This is a genomic window from Streptomyces venetus (assembly GCF_039540295.1).
Taxonomy (GTDB): domain Bacteria; phylum Actinomycetota; class Actinomycetes; order Streptomycetales; family Streptomycetaceae; genus Streptomyces; species Streptomyces venetus.
Window position 1 is genome coordinate 107,256 of record NZ_BAABET010000011.1, and the last position, 18,005, is coordinate 125,260.

Consider the following 18,005-nt stretch of genomic DNA (forward strand, 5'->3'; position numbering starts at 1 on the left):
GGCGCGTCTCACATCGCCGTGTCCCGGGAACGCGGTGCCGGGACCTCGCCGCCCCGGTCCCGTCCGGGCGCCCGGTCGAGGCGGAAGAGGCCCGCGGTGTGGGGACGCTGGCCGGTGGCGTGGGTGGTGGAGCGGGTCAGCTCCTCCACGCCGTCGGCCAGGTAGCCGACCCATGCCGTGCCCTCGTCCTCGATGATCCGCTGGGCGTCCGTGCGCAGCCGCTCGATCACCCCGAGCAGGGCGGCCTGCTCCTTGTCGCTGGGGGAGTCGGTGGTCCGCAGGAACGCCTGCGCCCACTCGGACTGCGCCCTCTTGAGGATCTGCTGGAGGGCCTGTTGCGTACGGATGTACCGCGTCCAGGACGCCGAGAAACCGAAGATCCGGTCGAACAGGACGCACCCCGCCCCGCCGGCCAGGAACACGAAACCCCACTCGGGCTGCACGGTCGTGGGGGCCGCCGCGTGCACCAGCGGGGTGAGCGTGCCGACGATGCCCAGCAGCGCGGCCAGCGCCCGCAGCGAACGCGACCACAGCGACGGCCCCCGGCGGCGCGCCAGATACCAGCCGATCGCCCCCGTCACCTCCGCCTCGGCGTGCCGGAACAGTTCCCACAACAGGTCGGCCCGTGTACGCGACCGGTCCAGCTCGGCGAGTGCGGACACCGTCATGTCCGCGGCCCTGCGTCTTCCGAACATGCCTCTGTCTCCGCCCCTTCTGCTGCGACCGCCGACCCGGACCGGCCGGCCCGCGCACGGCAGTAAGCCAGAAGGCATCGTAGGGGCAGCCGCCCCCCGGAATCCCCGCCCCGGCCGATCTCCCTTTCCGTACGGATTCGGGTAGCTTCGAAGATATGAAGGCCGCGCTGACGCGTACCCTCGTACGCCTGCTGATCGTGCCGGTCGCCGCCGTACTGGCGGTGCTGATGGCCGGTGCGCCCGGCGCGCACGCGGCCACCGACCTCTCGACGGTCGCCCAGCAACTGCGCCAGAGTCCCGTGTACGTCGACCCGGCCGCCTCCGACCAGCTGGCCGCGTCGGACGCCGAGGCACTCGCCGCCAAGATCAAGGACGCGGACAAGCCCGTCTTCGTGGCGGTCCTCCCGGCCGGTTACCCCACGCAGGACCTCTTCCGGAACCTCCGCACCGAGACCGGCATCACCGGTCTGTACGGCATCCGCCTCGGCGACGCCTTCGACGCCCGTGCCGACAGCGCGGTGATGAGCCGCCAGTCGGTGTCCAACCTGGTCGGCGCCGTCCAGGGCGCGGGGGACGCCAAGGCCCAGCTGAACGACTTCGTCGACGACGCCCTGCGCAGCAACGTGGGCGGTACGGCGCCGAGCAGCTGGAGCGACGGCTCGGGCCACGACGTGCCGGTCGGCGGCCTGATCACGTTCGGCGTGCTGGTCGCGGCCGGTGGCGCGGGCGCCTACGCGGTGGTCCGGCGCAACCGCCGCCGCCACGAGGAGGAACAGCGGGCAGCGCTGGAGAAGCTGCGGGTGGTGGTCGACGAGGACATCACCGCCTTCGGCGAGGAACTCGACCGGCTCGACTTCCGTCCCGGGGAGCCCGGCGCCGACGACGCGATGCGCGCCGACTACGAGCGTGCCCTCGACGCCTACGAACAGGCGAAGTCCCTGATGGACGCCGCGACGCGACCGGAGGACGTCAAGGCCGTCACCGAGGCCGTGGAGGACGGCCGGTTCTCCCTCGTGACGCTCGCCGCCCGCCGAGCGGGCGGCCCGCTGCCGGAGCGCCGCCCGCCCTGCTTCTTCGACCCGCGCCACGGCCCCTCGGTCGCCGACGCCTCCTGGACGCCCCCGGCCGGTACCGAGCGCGAGGTGCCCGTCTGCGCGGCCGACCGGACCCGTCTCGCCGAGGGCCGCGACCCGGTGATCCGCGAGGTCGACACCGACCACGGCCGCCGCCCGTACTGGGAGGCCGGCCCGGCGTACGGCCCCTGGGCCGGCGGCTACTTCGGCGGCGGCCTCCTGCCCGGCCTCCTCGTCGGCACCCTGCTCGGCAGCATGATGGCCGGCCCCGCCTACGCGGCCGACTACGGCTCCGGCTACGGCGACTTCGGCGGCTACGACGGCGGCGACATCTCCGGCGGCGACTTCGACGTCGGCGACTTCGGGGGCGGTTTCGGAGGGGGCTTCGGCGGAGGCGACTTCGGCGGGGGAGGGGACTTCGGGGGCGGGTTCTGACACCCGCCCAGCGCGGCTGAACCCTGCGCCGCCGCCGCGACGAAACGAGCCGGGCCGGGTTCAGCGCTTCGGAGCCAACCTCTCGCCCCGAGCCGGGCCGGGCTCAGCGCTACGGCGCCACCCCCTCGCCCACGAGCCGCGCCCGCCGCCCCCACACCGCCATCGCCGCGACGAACGCCAAGGCGACCAGCCCGGCACTGACCCACACCGGCGACCGGTACCCGAACCCCGCGCCGATCGCCGCGCCACCGGCCCAAGGGCCCAGCGCCGCGCCCACGTTGAACGCCGCCGTGGCGAAACCCCCGGCCAGCGTGGGCGCGCCCGGCGCCGCGTACAGCGCCTGGGAGATCAGCGTCGAGCCGACGCCGAAGGACAGCGCTCCCTGGACGAAGACGAGCCCGAGCGCCAGGACCGGGTGCCCCGCCCCGAGCGCCAGGAGGCACCAGCCCACACAGGCCGCGGCGCCCCCACCGGCCAGGACCGCCACCGGACGCCGGTCGGCGAATCGCCCCGCGGCATTCACGCCCACGAACGACCCGGCCCCGAACAGCGCGAGCACCCCGGGAACCCAGCCGCTGCCCAGGCCCGTCACCTCGGTGACCAGCGGCGCGAGATAGGTGAAGGTGCAGAACGTCGCACCGTTCACGAGGGCGCCCAGCAGCAGGGTGACGACCAACCGGGGGCTGCGCAGCGACCGCAGCTCACGGCGCAGCGCGGGCGGCGCACCCTCGGCCGCCGCGCCGCCCGGCACCGACCTCGCCACCGCCACCAGCGCCGGCAGCGACACCAGTGCCACGGCCCAGAACGCCGCGCGCCAGCCCCACAGCCCGCCCAGCACGGCCCCGGCGGGCACCCCGGCCACACACGCCAGGGTCACCCCGCCCAGCAGCATGGAGGTGGCCCGCCCCTTCGCGTCCGCCGGGACCATGCCCACGGCGGTCACGAGCGCGACGGCGAGGAACCCGGCGTTCGCGAACGCCCCCACGACCCGCGTGGCGAGCAATACCTCGAAGCTGTCGGTGAGGGCACCGACGACATGGACGGCGAGAAACACGACGAGGAACGCCAGCAGCGCGCCGCGCCGCGGCCAGCGCCGCGCGAGCCCCGCCACGAGCGGCGCCCCCACGACCATCCCCACCGCGAAGGCGGAGGTCAGCGCCCCCGCCGCGGGAACGGACACCTCCAGATCCCGCGCGATGTCCGGCACCAGACCGGACAGCATGAACTCGGACGTTCCCTGCGCGAAGACGGCAAGGCCCAGCAGAAGAAGAGCGAACGGCATGAAGAAACCCCGCACCGAAGGTCGACGACGGACATGACTCGTCGGACGGCGATCCGGCAGCGGGGTGAGCGGGCCTCAGCGGCCCGGCGTCAACGTCACGAACAGCCACCGGAGAGCCGGTGGTTCGGGTCTGTCGGACTCGGGGCTGGACACGGAACGCAGGCTACGGGGTCGCGGCCGTCCCGATCCACCGGTTTTCCCTCCCGACCGGACCGGGTGCCCGACCGGGTGCCGGACCGGCCGCCGGGCCGGTGCACGATGACGACCGCCGCCAGACAGAGGGCCAGCCCCAGAGCGGTCCGCACGCCGAACGGTTCACCGAACGCGAGCGCGCCCCACACGGCGGTGACCGGCGCCATCAGGAACATCAGCGTGTTGACCTCGGTCACCCCGGAACGCTCCAGGATGAGCCAGTACAGCCCGTACCCGCCGAACGTGGACAGTCCCACGAGCCAGGCGACCGCCACCCAGAACCCGGAATCGGCGGGCGGCGCGGCGGCCCCGCCGGCCAGGGCCAGCAGGGAGAAGAGGACGGCGCTGGTGGCGCAGTGGACGGTCAGCGACACCGAGGGAGCCACCCGCGAGCGGGACCGGCTCTCCAGGAACGTCGCCGCGACCAGGGCCAGCATGCCGAGCAGCGGCACGGCGTACGCCCACCGGGCGACGTCGCCGCCGGCGGCCGCGTCGGCCAGCGTGACCACGGCGACGCCGCTCAGCCCGAGGCACAGGCCGATCCACTGCCTGCCCGAGACGTACTGACCCAGCAGCGGTCCCGCGAGAGCTCCGGCGACGAGCGGCTGCACCCCGTCGATCAAGGCCGTCGTGCCGCTGGAGACACCGAGCTGGATGGCGTAGTAGACGCTGAGCAGATAGCCGCTCTGCGACAGCACGCCGATCACGGCCTGCCGGGTCACGTCCCGGGCGGTGAGCCCCTGCCAGGCCGGGCGCCTGACGAGGGCGACGGCGAGAAGCACGACGGCCAGCGGCAGGAACCGCCACATGAGGACCGTGATCGCGGACGCGCCGCCCACGCCGAGCTTGGCCCCGATGAACCCGGAACTCCAGCACAGGACGAAGGCTACGGAAAGGAGGATCTTCACGACACCACAACCAGACCAATCGGTAGACAGATCGGTATACCCTTCTCCGCGCACTATACAGATCGGTATACTCGGGTGCCATGGGTACCCCCGCCGAGCCCCCACGCCGGATCACCATGACGCCCGCCGCCCGCCGCGCCCTGGCGGCCGCCGACCGGCTGTTCTACGAGCGCGGCATCCACGCCGTCGGCGTCGACCTCATCGCCGCCGAGGCCGGGGTGACGAAGAAGACCCTCTACGACCGGTTCGGCTCCAAGGAGCAGATCGTCGTGGAGTACCTCGCGGACCGCGACGAGCGCTGGCGGGCCTTCCTCGGCGAGCGCCTCGACGCGGCGGACCCGGACCCGCGGGAGCGCGTCCTGACGGTCTTCGACGCCTCACGCGCATGGGCGGCGGAGAGCAGCCCCAAGGGTTGCGGCATGGTCAACGCGCACGCGGAGATCAGCGACCCCGCCCATCCGGCCCACCCGATCATCACCGGGCAGAAGCGGTGGATGCTCGACCTGTTCACCGGTCTCGCCGCGGAGATCGCGCCAGAGGGGGCGGAGACGCTGGCCAGGACGCTGATGCTCGTGCACGAGGGGGCACTCGTCGCGCACGGTCTGGGCGTCTTCCCGGACGCCCTCGTCCACGCGCGCGAACAGGCGGCCGCCCTGCTCACGTAGAGGACAGGGCACGTAGAGGGCAGAGCACGTACGAGGTGCTGGGGCGGACGGACCGGTACCTCGTGATGCTCGGCGTGCTCCGTGCCCGGACCGCCCCGCGTCGGGCGGCCCGGGTGAGCGCGGCGGTCGAGAAGCTGGAGTCCGGACGGTGACGCAGGCGAAACGGGCCCGGCACCGCACGGTGCCGGGCCCGGAAAGCCGTGGGGCGGGTCAGAGCGTGGACGCCGCCGAGGCGATGGCGGAGGCGAACGTCGAGACCTCCGTGTAGACGCCGGGGGCCTCGGGCCGGGCGCAGCCCTCACCCCAGCTGACGATGCCGACCTGGATCCAGTCGCCGGCGTTGTCCTTGCGGAACATCGGGCCGCCGGAGTCGCCCTGGCAGGTGTCGACACCGCCCGCGTCGAACCCGGCGCAGATCTCCTCGTTCGCGACGAGGCCGCTGTAGAGGCCGCCGTAGGCCTTGCAGGCGGCGTCACCGACGAAGGGCACGGTGGCCTTCAGGAGGTAGCGCTGCTGGGAACCGCCCTCGCGGTTCGCGCCCCACCCGGCGATGGTGAAGTCACCGGTGTTGTACTGCGCCGTGGTGGCGATCTTCAGAGTCGGCAGGTTGATGGGCTGGGCGAGCTTGATGAGCGCCCAGTCCTTGCCGGTGCCGTTGTAGCCGGGCGCGCGGAGCACCTTGGTGGAGCGAACCTGGACCCGGCCGCTGGTGGACTGGAGGTCGACGACCCCGGCGGTGGCGGTGATGCTCGTGTTGTTGCCCGAACTGCCCACGCAGTGCGCGGCCGTGAGCACGATCTGCTGGGTGTAGAGCGCGCCGCCGCAGCCCATGGAGAGCCGGACCATGAACGGGAACTCGCCCTGCGCGGCGCGTGTCCCGCCGACGACGGGCGACGGGGCGGCCTGCGCGGCGGAGACGGGCTGGAGGCTGGCGATCGCGAGCGCGGCGGCGCCGAGGACCGCGCATCTCTTGAGGGCCGTGAGAAGTCTCTTCAACGTGATGCCTTCCGTGGGGGGTTGACTCGGGGAGATGTGCAACCGAAGCATCCGTTTGACAAGCGCATGTCATCAGCGGGGCAAAAAAGAACGGCCCTGTGCTGGCATGGACCGGTCAAAATTCTGCTGCTGGATTATGAGAACGCCGACAGACTTCCCACAAGGGGCCCGATTCGGCCATGCCGCACGGGCATGGCCCGCGCGGCACCGCTGCCGGTCTCAGGCGTTCCTGATCGCCGAGATGTCGAAGTTGAGCTTGATCTTGTCGGAGACCAGGAAGCCGCCGGTCTCCAGCGCCGCGTTCCAGGTGAGGCCCCACTCGGAGCGCAGGATCTCCGCCTTGCCCTCGAAGCCGACGCGCTCGTTGCCGAAGGGGTCCTTCGCGGCGCCGTTGAACTCGACGTCGATGGTGAGGGGGTGGGTGGTGCCGAGGATCGTCAGCTCGCCGGTGACGCGGTAGTCGCCGCCGCCGAGGTCCTCCGCCTTCGTCGAGCGGAAGGTCATGGTCGGAAACTCGTCCGTCTTGAAGAAGTCCGCGCTCTTCAGATGGCCGTCGCGGTCGGCGTTGCCCGTCTCGATGCTGTCCATCACCACGTCGATGGAGGCCGTGGAGCGCGAGGGGTCGGCGCCGTCGAGGTGGAGCGTGCCCGTGAAGTCCTGGAAGGAGCCCTTGACGTTGGTGACCATGGCGTGCCGGGCCACGAAGCCGATCGTCGAGTGCGCGGGGTCGATCGTGTAGTCGCCGGTGAGGGCGGTCAGGTCCGTGGCGGCGGTGGCGGTCTCGGTGTCGTTGCGGCTGAAGATGCCCATGGGGTGTGCGCCTCCTACGATTGATGTTGAACGTTGAACTACATCAACACGGCCCACCGTAGACCTATTCCGTTCAATGCTCAACATCATGATGGGTGTGTCTTCGTGCCGATCGGGGGCGGCCCATACCGCCGCCTGGCGGCACCGGGCGGCACGCAGGGGTGGTCCCGCCGCACTCCTGTGCACAACGGACCGGCCTCGGTTCGCCAAGGGAGCGGGCTCCGCCGGAGCGGGTGGGCCGGGCCCAGCCGGATCGATGTCCGGTGGCGGTGTCCTGAAAGACAGGGTTCCGTTTTTAGGGACCGTATGGAGACAGATGAGCCCACGGCGGACGCACAGCGCAGGGGAGACCGACTCGTGACACTCACCGGTTCCGGTTCGGCCCACGACCCACCGGCGGGCGCCGCCTCGCACCGCTCCACGGTGCCCGGCCTCGCCAGAACGCGCGAGCACGGGCCACAGCGGCGTCTGGACCGGCGCGTGGCCCTCGTCACCGGTGCCTCCTCGGGCATCGGGGCGGCCACGGCACGGCGCTTCGCCATGGACGGCTGGCAGTTGCTCCTCAGCGGGCGCGACCGGAACTGCCTGGAGCAGACGGCGTCCGGCACCTCGGCCGTAGTGCTGCCCGCCGACCTCGCCGCCCCGGGTGGCCCGCGCCTGCTGGCCCAGTCCGCGCTGCGCGCGACCGGCCGGATCGACGTCCTGGTCGCCGGGGCGGGCATCGGCTGGGCGGGCCCCTTCGCGGCCATGCCGCACACCGACATCGACCGCGTACTGGCCCTGGACCTCAACGCCACGCTCCACCTCGTGCGCGAGGTGCTGCCCTCCATGATCGCGGCCGGCCGGGGCCGGGTGGTGCTGTTCGGCTCGCCGGCGGGCTGCGTGGGCATCCGGGAGGAAGCGGTGTACTCCGCCGCCAAGGCCGGTCTGACCGCCTTCGCCGAGGCGCTGCGCCAGGAACTGCGCGGCACGGGCGTGGGTGTCACGCTGGTCGTGTCCGGCCCCGCCGACACGGCCTTCTACACCCGCCGCGGCAGGCCCTGCGACCGCTCCCGGCCCCGGCAGATCTCGCCCGGCTCCGTCGCCGGCGTGGTCTGGGAGGCCGTGCGCCAAGGCCGCGACGACGCCTACGTCCCCGGCTGGCTGACCCTCCCGTCCCGCGTCCGCGCCCTGGCCCCGGGGCTGTACCGGCGCCTGCTCGACCGCTTCGGCTGACCCGGCACCTGGCGCCTGTAGCCCGGCACCCGGCGCCCGGCACCTCTCCCCGGTCACTCCGGTCTTCCCGGTCACCCGGTCTCCCAGGTCACGCCGGTCTTCCTCTCACTCCGTCCGAATCGTCCGTTCAGATGGGCCGCTCCCCGTGGTAGGGCATGGACATGACTCACCAGCGTCGCGTCGTCTCCCGCCTCACGGCCCGGGCCGCCGCCGCCCTGCCCGGGCCCAGCCGCCGTGCCCTGCTGCTGGCGGCCGCGGCCCTGGCGGCGACCGGCGGTGCGACGCCCGCGTTCCCCGCCCCGGGCGCCTGTGACGCGGACCCTTACGACACCCTCCGACGGCGTTGGCTCGACATCGCCCTCGGCACCGGCTACGACCCGGCCGTACCGCCGTACGCCGCCCGCCTCGCCGAGACCGGCCGGCTCGCCCGCGACCTGCGCGCCGGCATGGCCCCGACGGCGAACTCCCTCTGGCCCGGCCACCCCTTCGACCCGCCGGCCGGCATCACCCTCAGCTACGGCCGCCTGTGGACCATGACCCAGGCCTACGTACAGCAGGGCACCGGCTCGACCGGGGACCCCGGGCTGCTCGCCGATGTCCTGCGCGGCCTCGACCACCTCTCCGCCACCGTCTACAACCCCTCCACCACCCGCTACGGCAACTGGTGGGAGTGGCAGATCGGCAGCCCACGCCTGCTCACCGACATCACGGCCGCCCTGTACGACCGGCTGGGCGAGAGCCGCGTCGCCGCGGCCTGCGCCGCCGTCGACCACTTCGTCCCCGACTCCGCCCTCGGCGACTACTCCGGCACGTCCACCGGCGCCAACCGTGTCGACCTGTGCCGCTCCGTCGCCCTGCGCGGCATCCTCGGCCGCGCACCGGCCAAGATCGCCCTCGCCCGCGACGCGCTCTCCCCGGTCTTCCCGTACGTCACCCGGGGCGACGGCCTCTACGCCGACGGCTCCTTCGTCCAGCACACCTGGGTCGCCTACTCGGGCACGTACGGGCAGGTCGTGCTCGACGGCCTGGGCCGGCTGTTCACCCTGCTCGCGGGGTCCGACTGGGAGGTCACCGACCCGCACCGGCAGATCGTCCTCGACAGCGTCGAACAGGCCTACGCACCGCTCATCCACGACGGGCTCGTCATGGACAGCGTCAACGGCCGGGCCATCAGCCGCGGCTACCTCACCACCGACGACCGCCGGGTCATGCGCGGCGACCACTTCCACGGCCACCAGCTCATCGCGGCCATCGCCCTGCTCGCGGCCGGCGCGAGCCCGGCGGAACGCGACCGCTGGCACGCCCGGATCAAGGGCTGGATCGAACGCGACACGGTCACCCCCGTCCTGACGGCACGCCAGTTCGGCGTGGCCGACCTGGCACGGCTGCACGCGATCGCCGCCTCGCCCGTCCCGGCCGCCCCCGAACCCACCGGACACCGCCTCTTCGCCGCCATGGACCGCGCCGTCCACCGCCGCCCCGGCTTCACCGTGAACATCGCCATGGCCAGCGACCGCATCGCCCACTACGAGTGCGGAAACGGCGAGAACCCACGCGGCTGGCACACCGGCGCCGGGATGGTGAGCTGGTGGGCCGGCGCGAGCGACCAGTACACGGACTGGTTCTGGCCGACCGTCGACTGGTACCGCCTGCCCGGCACCACCGTCTCCACCAAGCGCCTCGCCGACCGGGAAGGCGGCGAGTGGGGCGAGGCCCGCCCGGACGCGCGCTGGGTCGGCGGCACCACCGACGGCACGTACGCCGCCCTCGGCCAGCACCTCAAGGGCCTCGGCTCCACCCTCCAGGCCCGCAAGTCCTGGTTCTGCGTGGCGGACGTGGTGATCTGCCTGGGCGCCGGGATCTGCTGCTCCGACGGCGTCCCGGTCGAGACGGTCGTCGACAACCGCAACCTCGGCGAGTCGGGCACCCAGCGCTTCGTACGAGCCGGGAACTGGGCCCACCTGGAGGACCACGGCGGCTGGGTCCTGCTCGACGGCGAGCCGCGGGCGCTGCGCGAGGACCGCACCGGAGCCTGGTCCGACATCAACACCGGCAGCACACCGGAGCGGCGCACCCGCCGCTGGCAGACCCTCTGGCTCGACCACGGCACCGACCCGGCCGACGCCACGTACGCCTACCTGCTGATGCCGGGAGCGTCCCGCCGCGCGGTCGCCCGCCGCGCCGCCGACCGCGGCTGGCTGTCGGTCCTCGCCAACGACGCCGGCCGCCAGGCGGTCACCGTTCCCTCCCTCGGCTGCACGGCCGCGAACTTCTGGCGGGCCGGCACGGCGGGCCCGCTCACCGCCTCCGCCGGCGCGAGCGTGCTGACCGTCAGCCGACGCCGGACCGCTACCCTCTGTGTGAGCGAACCGCCCCGCACGGGCCGGCCACTGGAGATCATCTGGCACCGCCCGGTTCGCGGGGTCGTCCGCGCCGACGCATCGGTCGACGTACTCTCCACGGGCCGTCGGCTGCGGGTGCGCGTCACCCCGGGGGAGGCATGCGCCACGCATCTTTGTGAGGTGACTCTCGGCTGACCGCCTTGTGCGACCCCTACAAGCCGCACACCCTCTGAACAGTCGAAAAGGCTGTACCCCGGCATGGTTCTGTTCAGGGGTACCAGGAAAACACGCCGGAGACTGTGAGGAGTCGACGGCTCGCATTCCGCGGTTGACTTCGTAAGGTCACTACATGACCGTTTTGGATGAGGCGCCGGGTGAGCCGACCGACGCGCGTGGACGCGTGGCCGAACTGCACGAGATCCGTGCGCAGGCGGTGGCCGGCCCGAGCGAGAAGGCGACCGAGGCGCAGCACGCCAAGGGCAAGCTGACCGCGCGGGAGCGCATCGAGCTGCTCCTCGACCCGGAGTCCTTCCGTGAGGTCGAACAGCTGCGCCGGCACCGGGCCCAGGGCTTCGGCCTGGAGACCAAGAAGCCGTACACCGACGGTGTGATCACCGGCTGGGGCACGGTGGAGGGCCGTACGGTCTTCGTCTACGCCCATGACTTCCGCATCTTCGGCGGCGCGCTGGGCGAGGCCCACGCCACCAAGATCCACAAGATCATGGACATGGCCATCGCGGCCGGTGCCCCGCTGGTCTCCCTGAACGACGGCGCGGGTGCCCGCATCCAGGAGGGCGTCTCGGCGCTCGCCGGCTACGGCGGCATCTTCCAGCGCAACACCAAGGCCTCGGGTGTCATCCCGCAGATCTCGGTGATGCTCGGCCCGTGCGCGGGCGGCGCCGCCTACAGCCCGGCGCTCACGGACTTCGTGTTCATGGTCCGCGACACCTCGCAGATGTTCATCACCGGACCGGACGTGGTCAAGGCCGTCACCGGTGAGGAGATCACCCAGAACGGCCTGGGCGGCGCCGACGTCCACGCCGAGACCAGCGGTGTCTGCCACTTCGCCTACGACGACGAGGAGACGTGCATCGCCGAGGTGCGCTACCTCCTGTCCCTGCTCCCGCAGAACAACCGTGAGAACCCGCCCCGCGCGGAGTCGTCCGACGCCGTCGACCGCCGCTCGGACGTCCTGCTGGACCTGGTCCCGGCCGACGGCAACCGGCCCTACGACATGGCCAAGGTCATCGAGGAGATCGTCGACGACGGCGAGTACCTCGAGGTCCACGAGCGCTGGGCGCGGAACATCATCTGCGCGCTGGGCCGCATGGACGGCCAGGTCGTCGGCATCGTCGCCAACCAGCCCCAGTCGCTCGCCGGTGTCCTGGACATCGAGGCCTCCGAGAAGGCGGCCCGCTTCGTCCAGATGTGCGACGCCTTCAACATCCCGATCATCACCCTTCTGGACGTCCCCGGCTTCCTGCCGGGCGTCGACCAGGAGCACGGTGGAATCATCCGCCACGGCGCGAAGCTGCTGTACGCCTACTGCAACGCGACCGTGCCCCGGATCTCGCTGATCCTGCGCAAGGCCTACGGAGGTGCGTACATCGTCATGGACAGCCAGTCCATCGGCGCGGACCTCACCTACGCCTGGCCGACCAACGAGATCGCCGTCATGGGCGCCGAGGGTGCCGCCAACGTCATCTTCCGCCGCCAGATCGCCGACGCCGAGGACCCCGAGGCCATGCGGGCCCGCATGGTCAAGGAGTACAAGTCCGAGCTGATGCACCCGTACTACGCGGCCGAGCGCGGACTCGTCGACGACGTGATCGACCCTTCGGAAACCCGCGAGGTACTGATCAAGTCCCTGGCGATGCTCCAGACCAAGCACGCCGACCTGCCCTCCCGCAAGCACGGCAACCCGCCGCAGTAACCCGGCGGACATCTTCCTCACGGAGACTGACACCCATGGACACCCCTGATATCCGCGTCGAGAAGGGCCACGCCGAGCCCGAGGAAGTCGCCGCCATCACGGCGATCCTCCTGGCCCGCGCCGCCGCCCGCCCCACCGACCCGACCCCGTCGCACCGCGGCCGCGTGAAGGCCGGCTGGCGCCGCCTCGAGCGCGAGCCCGGCTTCCGCGCCCCGCACAGCTGGCGCTGAGTCCCAGAACCTGAAAGAAGGCCCCTCATGGAGGGGCCTTCTTTTTTTGGGGGCGCGGGGAACTGCGCGATCAACCACACACGACCCGCACCCGGCAACGCAACAGCCCCCGGCGGCCCAGAAGGCCGCCAGGGGCTGTCCCACAGCGAGAGAACTACCGAAGCCGCGCCATCAGCGCATGCTCCACCAGCGTGATCAGCGCCGACTTCGCGTCGGCCCGGTGCCGCGCGTCGGTGGTGATGATCGGTGTGTCAGGACCGATCTGGAGAGCTTCCCGGACCTCGTCCGGGGTGTACGGCTGCTGCCCGTCGAAGCCGTTCAGGGCGATGACGAACGGCAGGCCGCTGTTCTCGAAGTAGTCGACGGCCGGGAAGCAGTCGGCCAGGCGGCGCGTGTCCACCAGGACGATCGCGCCGATGGCGCCGCGTACCAGGTCGTCCCACATGAACCAGAAGCGGTCCTGGCCCGGCGTACCGAACAGGTACAGGATCAGGTCCTGGTCCAGGGTGATACGGCCGAAGTCCATCGCGACCGTGGTGGTCGTCTTGTCTCCGGTGTGGGTGAGGTCGTCGATGCCGGCCGAAGCTGACGTCATGACGGCCTCGGTACGCAGCGGGTTGATCTCCGAGACGGCCCCGACGAACGTGGTCTTGCCCACGCCGAAGCCACCCGCCACCACGATCTTCGCCGAGGTGGTGGAGCGGGAAGGACCGCCGCTAGAGCTTGCGAAGTCCACTGAGCACCCTTTCGAGCAGTGTCACGTCTGGCTGGCCGCCGGCGTTCTCGTCGCCGCCGGGCTGATGGATGGCGACCAGTCCCGCCTCCGCCAAGTCGGCGACGAGGATCCTGGCCACGCCGAGAGGGATCGTGAGGAGCGCCGAGATCTCGGCGACCGACTTGATTTCCCGGCAGAGGTTGCAGATCCGCTGATGCTCGGGCAACTGGCCCTGCATCTGGTGCGGCTGCGCAGTGGTGTGCACCAGCGCCTCGATGGCGAGCTGGTAACGCGGGCGGGTCCGGCCACCGGTCATGGCGTACGGACGCACCAACGGGTTGTTCGACGCCCCGGCGGGCGCCGGCTCGGGGCTGCGGCGCTGCGGCTGCACAGGCTGGATACGCGGGGCCGGCGGCTGGTCGTACGGCGACGGGCCGGGGCCCTGCGGCGCGTACGGCTGCCGGTGGCTCGGTGCGGAGGGGAAGTTGTAACGGTTCGGGTTCTGCCCACCGTCGCCCTGGCCCTGGGCAGGGCCGTACGACCAGTTGCCCGAAGACGAACCGCCTGGGGGTGTTGCCACTTTCTCCTCCTCCGACTGTGCCTGGCACCCATCGCTGTGGAGCCGCGTCCCGAAACCTTACGGCCACGGGACGCCAAAAAGCACCGTCCGTCGATTAGTTGAGCAGGCTCCCCTGGAGCTCCGCACGAAGGTCCGGTGTCAGGACCGTACCGGCTCGGTCAACCAGCAGCGCCATCTCGTATCCGATGAGGCCGATGTCCGCCTCCGGATGTGCGAGAACCGCGAGCGAAGAGCCGTCGGATACGGACATGATGAAGAGGAATCCCCGCTCCATCTCCACAACCGTCTGGTTCACGGCGCCGCCCTCGAAGATCCGGGAAGCGCCGGCCGTCAGTGACGTCAGACCGGATGCGACGGCCGCGAGCTGGTCGGCGCGGTCGCGGGGGAAGCCTTCGGACATCGCCAGAAGGAGTCCGTCGGCGGAGACCACCACCGTGTGGGACACCCCCGGGGTGTTGTCCACGAAGTTGGTGATCAACCAGTTCAGGTTCTGTGCCGCCTGGCTCATCGGGCTCACACTAACGCTCCTGGTTGTAGGTGCTGTCAGGACCGAAGCCCTGGCCGTTCGTTTCACTGCCTGCGTTACGTCCGCGCTGTACGCCGCGACGCAGGTTGCTCAGCCTGCCCCGGACGTCCTCCGGGGCGCGGGAGACCTGTGGGCCTCCCTGGGGGGTGCTTTCGGCGGAACCCTCGATCAGATTGGCCTTGGGTACCCGCCTCGGCAGGCCGGAGGAGGTGACCCCGCCCGCCCTGGGCTTCCGGAGCTGCGAGGCCTGCTGCCAGCGCTCGTCGTTCGCCGAGCGCCAGTCGCTGTCGCCGTCGCTCTCCGGGGTGGAGGCCGGAGGCTCCTGGCGCGCCTGCCGGGCGCCGCCCGTGCCGTTCGCACCGCTCGCGGCGGAACCGCGGCGGGGAAGCCCCGAGTCGGTCAGCGAGTGGGCGGCGGAGTGGGCCGGTCCCGGACGGTCGAAGCCTACGCGGTCCTGCTCGTTCGCGTCAGCGGCCTGCGCAGATTCCGTTTCCGGGGCCTGAGAAGGGTACTGGTTCTGGTAGCCGTTCTGGTAGCCGTCCTGCTGCGGCCAGTCGTCCTGGTAACGCCGCTGCTCGAAGGCGGGGAAGCTGTCGGGCACGCCCGCACCCGGCGCCGAGGGCTCTTCCTGGGCCGGCTCCGCATAGGAGGGGTCCGGGTAGCCGCCGTTCGGCGAGAAGGTGTCGTTCTGCGGCAGGCCGCCGTTCGGCGCGTAGTACTGCTCGTCGTACGCAGGCCGCTGCTGCTCCTCGTACGCCGTCTGCCGCTGCTCCTCGTACGGCGCCTGCTGCTCCTCGTAGGGGGCCTGACGGTCGTACTGCTGCTCCGGGTAGCCGGTCCGGCCGGTGTCGTAGCCCTGGCCGGTGTCGTAGCCCTGCTGCCCGTTGTACTCGTCGCGGTACCCGGTCGCCTCGGTGGGCTCCTGGGAGTTCTGCCGGGGCAGGGCGGGCTGCTCGTGCGACTGGGCCTCCAGGGCCGCCCTGCGCTCCTCGCGCATCAGGGAGCGGCCGACCGGGTCCAGCTCGCGTATGTCGTCGGGGACGTCCGCGTAACGGGTGTCGTCGAAGCCGAGCTCCGCCGCCGTGCGCATCGGCTGGCCGAAGTTCTCGCCGCCGAAGTTCTGCTCGGGGATGATCTGCGAGACGGTGAACTCGTCGCGCTCCACGTGCTGCTCGCCGCCACCGCCGTGGGTGATCGCGTCGGGCAGCATGACCAGCGACGTCGTACCGGCCTGCTCGCCCGAGGGGCGCAGCTGGACGCGGATGCCGTGCCGGTCGGACAGCCGGCCGACCACGAACAGGCCCATGCGCTGCGAGATCGCGGCGTCCACGGTCGGCGGGTTGGCCAGCTTGTGGTTGATGTCCGCGAAGTCCTCGGCGGTGAGGCCGATGCCCTTGTCGTGGATCTCGATCATGACCCGACCGTCGGGGAGACGGGTGGCGGTCACGCGCACCTTGGTCTGCGGGGAGGAGAACGTCGTGGCGTTCTCCAGCAACTCGGCGAGCAGGTGCACGAGGTCGGTCACGGCGCGACCGTGGATCTCGGCCTCCGGGACGCCGGAGAGCTCGATGCGCTCGTACTGCTCCACCTCGGAGGAGGCCGCGCGGAGCACGTCGACCAGCGGCACCGGCTGGTCCCAGCGGCGGCCGGGCTCCTCGCCGGCGAGGACGAGGAGGTTCTCGCCGTTGCGGCGCATACGCGTCGCGAGGTGGTCCAGCTTGAAGAGGTTCTCCAGCTGGTCCGGGTCGGCCTCGTTGTTCTCCAGGTCGGTGATGAGGGTCAGCTGGCCCTCGATCAGGGACTGGTTGCGGCGCGACAGGTTGGTGAAGATCGCGTTGATGTTGCCCCGCAGCAGGGCCTGCTCGGCGGCGAGCCGGACGGCCTCGCGGTGGACCTGGTCGAAGGCGCGGGCGACCTCGCCGATCTCGTCCGTGGTGGAGATCGGGATGGCTTGGACGCGGGTGTCGACGCGGCCGGGGTCGGTGCGCGAGAGCTGGTCGACCAGCATCGGCAGACGCTGCTCGGCGATACCGAAGGCGGCGTTGCGCAGCTGGCGCATCGAGCGGCTCATCTGGCGGGCCACCGCGCCGGCCAGGATGAAGGCGAGGAGCAGGGCGACCACGACGGCGGCACCGGTGATGTAGGCGTCCTGCTGGGCGCCGTCGGCGATGTCGGAGGCTTCGCTCACGGCCTTGTCGGCCATGTCCGTCTCGATCTTTTCGTACGCGTTGAACTTGAGCGTGTTGACCGCCCACCAGTTCTCCGCGGTGACGCCCTTCTCGGCGAGCGCGGCACGGGCACTCGGGTCCGTGCTCTGCAGCGTCGCGACGGCCGAGACCATCGTCGTGGGGTTGGACGGCGGCGGAACGTAGTCCGGGTTCTTGGCCTTGGCCTCGCGGGCCATCGCGGCGCCGTCGGCCTTGATCTGGGCCTCGGCCGTCGTGAGCTTGTCCGCGTCCTGCTCGGTGCCGCCACCGATGTACTCGCCGATGGCGATGCGCTCGAGGTAGGCGTACGAGGACAGGGCGATGCGCTGGCTGGCCAGGTTGCCTTCGTCCGGGCCCGGCTTGACCAGGATGTGCATGCCGATGGAGCGCTGCAGCGACAGGGCCGCCTTGGTGAGCTCCATGGCGTACACGGTCCGGCCGTAGCTGGTGATGTTGCCGGTGCCGAGGCCCAGCTCGTTGGCGAACTCCGTCAGCGGGTGGGCTACCTCGACGTAGCCCTCCTCGGTCTGCACGCCCTTGAGCTTGGAGGTGTAGGCGACCGCGCGGAGCGTCTGCAGCTTGGGCTCCGCCTTGCGGAAGAGGTCCAGCCGGCGCTCCAGGCCGGGCTTGGCCGGCATGTTCTGGGCCGCGGCGTCGAAGGCGTCGGCCGCCTGGTCGGTGGCCTTGCGGACCTGGGTGACCGTCGCCTTGTCCTGGGCGGTCTGGGCGCTGCCCTTCAGCAGCGGCGCCGCCGAGGCGTCACGTTCGTTGTAGAGGGCGTTGGCGTAGAGGAGGGAGGCCCGCACCAGGCGTGCGGTGTTCTCCGCGTCCTCGGCCTCCTGCCAGGTGTCGATCGAGCTCTTCACCTGGAAGCCGCCCATGACGAGGCCGACCAGCACGGGTATGAGCAGGATCGCGTTGAGCCTGGTCGCCACGCGCCAGTTGCGCGGGGAGAGACGGCCACCGCTCTGGGCGGGCGCGGCCGTCGGCTCCGAACCGGGCACGGGGGCGGGCGCCGCTGTGCGCGGCGGCGGGGTGAAGTTGCCCCGGGCCGACGGCTCGGGACTGTTCTTGCTTCGCCTCACTCGACCAACAACCTCTCGGCGGTCGGCACCAACGTTGTGCCGCAGTGTCTCAGAGCCCAACACGCCATCGACTGACGAGTACGTCGTTGACTATTGGGCAGTTCAGGCATTCCAGC

Annotated in this window: 15 protein-coding genes; 6 read left to right on the forward strand and 9 right to left on the reverse strand. The window is 71.5% G+C overall.

Features of this window, described 5'->3' with window-relative positions; genetic code table 11:
• Positions 1–8: 8 nt before the first annotated feature.
• Entirely contained in the window at positions 9–695 is a 687-nt protein-coding gene (locus tag ABEA82_RS31275) for an SLATT domain-containing protein (protein WP_345665091.1), read from the reverse strand.
• 155 nt (positions 696–850) lie between these two features.
• Between ABEA82_RS31275 and ABEA82_RS31280 the strand changes: the two genes are divergently transcribed.
• Entirely contained in the window at positions 851–2,203 is a 1,353-nt protein-coding gene (locus ABEA82_RS31280) for a hypothetical protein (protein ID WP_345665092.1), read from the forward strand.
• 109 nt (positions 2,204–2,312) lie between these two features.
• On the opposite strand, the gene ABEA82_RS31285 is transcribed toward ABEA82_RS31280, so the two are convergent.
• A complete protein-coding gene (locus ABEA82_RS31285; RefSeq protein ID WP_345665093.1) occupies positions 2,313–3,485 on the reverse strand; it encodes a Cmx/CmrA family chloramphenicol efflux MFS transporter in 1,173 nt (390 codons plus the stop codon).
• Positions 3,486–3,580: 95 nt separating this feature from the next.
• The gene (locus tag ABEA82_RS31290; RefSeq protein WP_345665094.1) at positions 3,581–4,585 is read right to left on the reverse strand and encodes a DMT family transporter; all 1,005 of its coding nucleotides are present in this window, start codon (positions 4,583–4,585) and stop codon (positions 3,581–3,583) included.
• An 80-nt stretch (positions 4,586–4,665) separates the two neighbouring features.
• Here ABEA82_RS31290 and ABEA82_RS31295 point away from each other — a divergent pair, with 80 nt between their 5' ends.
• The gene (locus ABEA82_RS31295; protein WP_345665095.1) at positions 4,666–5,250 is read left to right on the forward strand and encodes a TetR/AcrR family transcriptional regulator; all 585 of its coding nucleotides are present in this window, start codon (positions 4,666–4,668) and stop codon (positions 5,248–5,250) included.
• A 210-nt stretch (positions 5,251–5,460) separates the two neighbouring features.
• On the opposite strand, the gene ABEA82_RS31300 is transcribed toward ABEA82_RS31295, so the two are convergent.
• Both ABEA82_RS31300 and ABEA82_RS31305 read right to left on the reverse strand, forming a co-directional pair.
• The gene (locus tag ABEA82_RS31300; RefSeq protein WP_345665096.1) at positions 5,461–6,246 is read right to left on the reverse strand and encodes a S1 family peptidase; all 786 of its coding nucleotides are present in this window, start codon (positions 6,244–6,246) and stop codon (positions 5,461–5,463) included.
• Between the two features lie 219 nt (positions 6,247–6,465).
• Positions 6,466–7,056 (reverse strand): YceI family protein, encoded by a 591-nt coding sequence (locus ABEA82_RS31305; RefSeq protein WP_345665097.1) that lies wholly within the window; start codon positions 7,054–7,056, stop codon positions 6,466–6,468.
• 357 nt (positions 7,057–7,413) lie between these two features.
• Between ABEA82_RS31305 and ABEA82_RS31310 the strand changes: the two genes are divergently transcribed.
• The 4 genes from ABEA82_RS31310 (at position 7,414) to ABEA82_RS31325 (ending at position 12,776) form a co-directional block, all read left to right on the forward strand.
• The gene (locus ABEA82_RS31310; protein ID WP_345665098.1) at positions 7,414–8,271 is read left to right on the forward strand and encodes an SDR family NAD(P)-dependent oxidoreductase; all 858 of its coding nucleotides are present in this window, start codon (positions 7,414–7,416) and stop codon (positions 8,269–8,271) included.
• A gap of 161 nt (positions 8,272–8,432) precedes the next feature.
• Complete coding sequence (locus ABEA82_RS31315; RefSeq protein ID WP_345665099.1) at positions 8,433–10,808, forward strand: polysaccharide lyase 8 family protein; 2,376 nt, start codon at positions 8,433–8,435, stop codon at positions 10,806–10,808.
• A gap of 154 nt (positions 10,809–10,962) precedes the next feature.
• A complete protein-coding gene (locus ABEA82_RS31320; protein WP_003993181.1) occupies positions 10,963–12,546 on the forward strand; it encodes an acyl-CoA carboxylase subunit beta in 1,584 nt (527 codons plus the stop codon).
• 35 nt (positions 12,547–12,581) lie between these two features.
• Positions 12,582–12,776, forward strand: a complete 195-nt coding sequence (locus tag ABEA82_RS31325; RefSeq protein WP_003993182.1) for an acyl-CoA carboxylase subunit epsilon — start codon at positions 12,582–12,584, stop codon at positions 12,774–12,776.
• 154 nt (positions 12,777–12,930) lie between these two features.
• Here ABEA82_RS31325 and ABEA82_RS31330 read toward each other — a convergent pair whose 3' ends face one another.
• From ABEA82_RS31330 to ABEA82_RS31345, 4 genes are all read right to left on the reverse strand, one after another.
• Positions 12,931–13,512, reverse strand: a complete 582-nt coding sequence (locus tag ABEA82_RS31330) for a GTP-binding protein (protein ID WP_014675207.1) — start codon at positions 13,510–13,512, stop codon at positions 12,931–12,933.
• The gene (locus ABEA82_RS31335; protein WP_003993184.1) at positions 13,493–14,071 is read right to left on the reverse strand and encodes a DUF742 domain-containing protein; all 579 of its coding nucleotides are present in this window, start codon (positions 14,069–14,071) and stop codon (positions 13,493–13,495) included. Before ABEA82_RS31335 ends, ABEA82_RS31330 begins: the two co-directional genes overlap by 20 nt.
• Before the next feature lie 94 nt (positions 14,072–14,165).
• Positions 14,166–14,579 (reverse strand): roadblock/LC7 domain-containing protein, encoded by a 414-nt coding sequence (locus tag ABEA82_RS31340; protein WP_003993185.1) that lies wholly within the window; start codon positions 14,577–14,579, stop codon positions 14,166–14,168.
• A 10-nt stretch (positions 14,580–14,589) separates the two neighbouring features.
• On the reverse strand, positions 14,590–17,889 hold the full coding sequence (locus ABEA82_RS31345; RefSeq protein WP_345665100.1) for a sensor histidine kinase: 3,300 nt from the start codon (positions 17,887–17,889) through the stop codon (positions 14,590–14,592).
• Positions 17,890–18,005 lie beyond the last annotated feature (116 nt).

Coding starts and splice junctions, on each gene's coding strand:
- ABEA82_RS31315 (WP_345665099.1), top strand. CDS start 8,433: ATGACTCACCAGCGTCGCGTCGTCTCCCGCCTCACGGCCCGGGCCGCC.
- ABEA82_RS31295 (WP_345665095.1), top strand. CDS start 4,666: ATGGGTACCCCCGCCGAGCCCCCACGCCGGATCACCATGACGCCCGCC.
- ABEA82_RS31325 (WP_003993182.1), top strand. CDS start 12,582: ATGGACACCCCTGATATCCGCGTCGAGAAGGGCCACGCCGAGCCCGAG.
- ABEA82_RS31280 (WP_345665092.1), top strand. CDS start 851: ATGAAGGCCGCGCTGACGCGTACCCTCGTACGCCTGCTGATCGTGCCG.
- ABEA82_RS31305 (WP_345665097.1), bottom strand. CDS start 7,056: ATGGGCATCTTCAGCCGCAACGACACCGAGACCGCCACCGCCGCCACG.
- ABEA82_RS31285 (WP_345665093.1), bottom strand. CDS start 3,485: ATGCCGTTCGCTCTTCTTCTGCTGGGCCTTGCCGTCTTCGCGCAGGGA.
- ABEA82_RS31275 (WP_345665091.1), bottom strand. CDS start 695: ATGTTCGGAAGACGCAGGGCCGCGGACATGACGGTGTCCGCACTCGCC.
- ABEA82_RS31320 (WP_003993181.1), top strand. CDS start 10,963: ATGACCGTTTTGGATGAGGCGCCGGGTGAGCCGACCGACGCGCGTGGA.
- ABEA82_RS31340 (WP_003993185.1), bottom strand. CDS start 14,579: ATGAGCCAGGCGGCACAGAACCTGAACTGGTTGATCACCAACTTCGTG.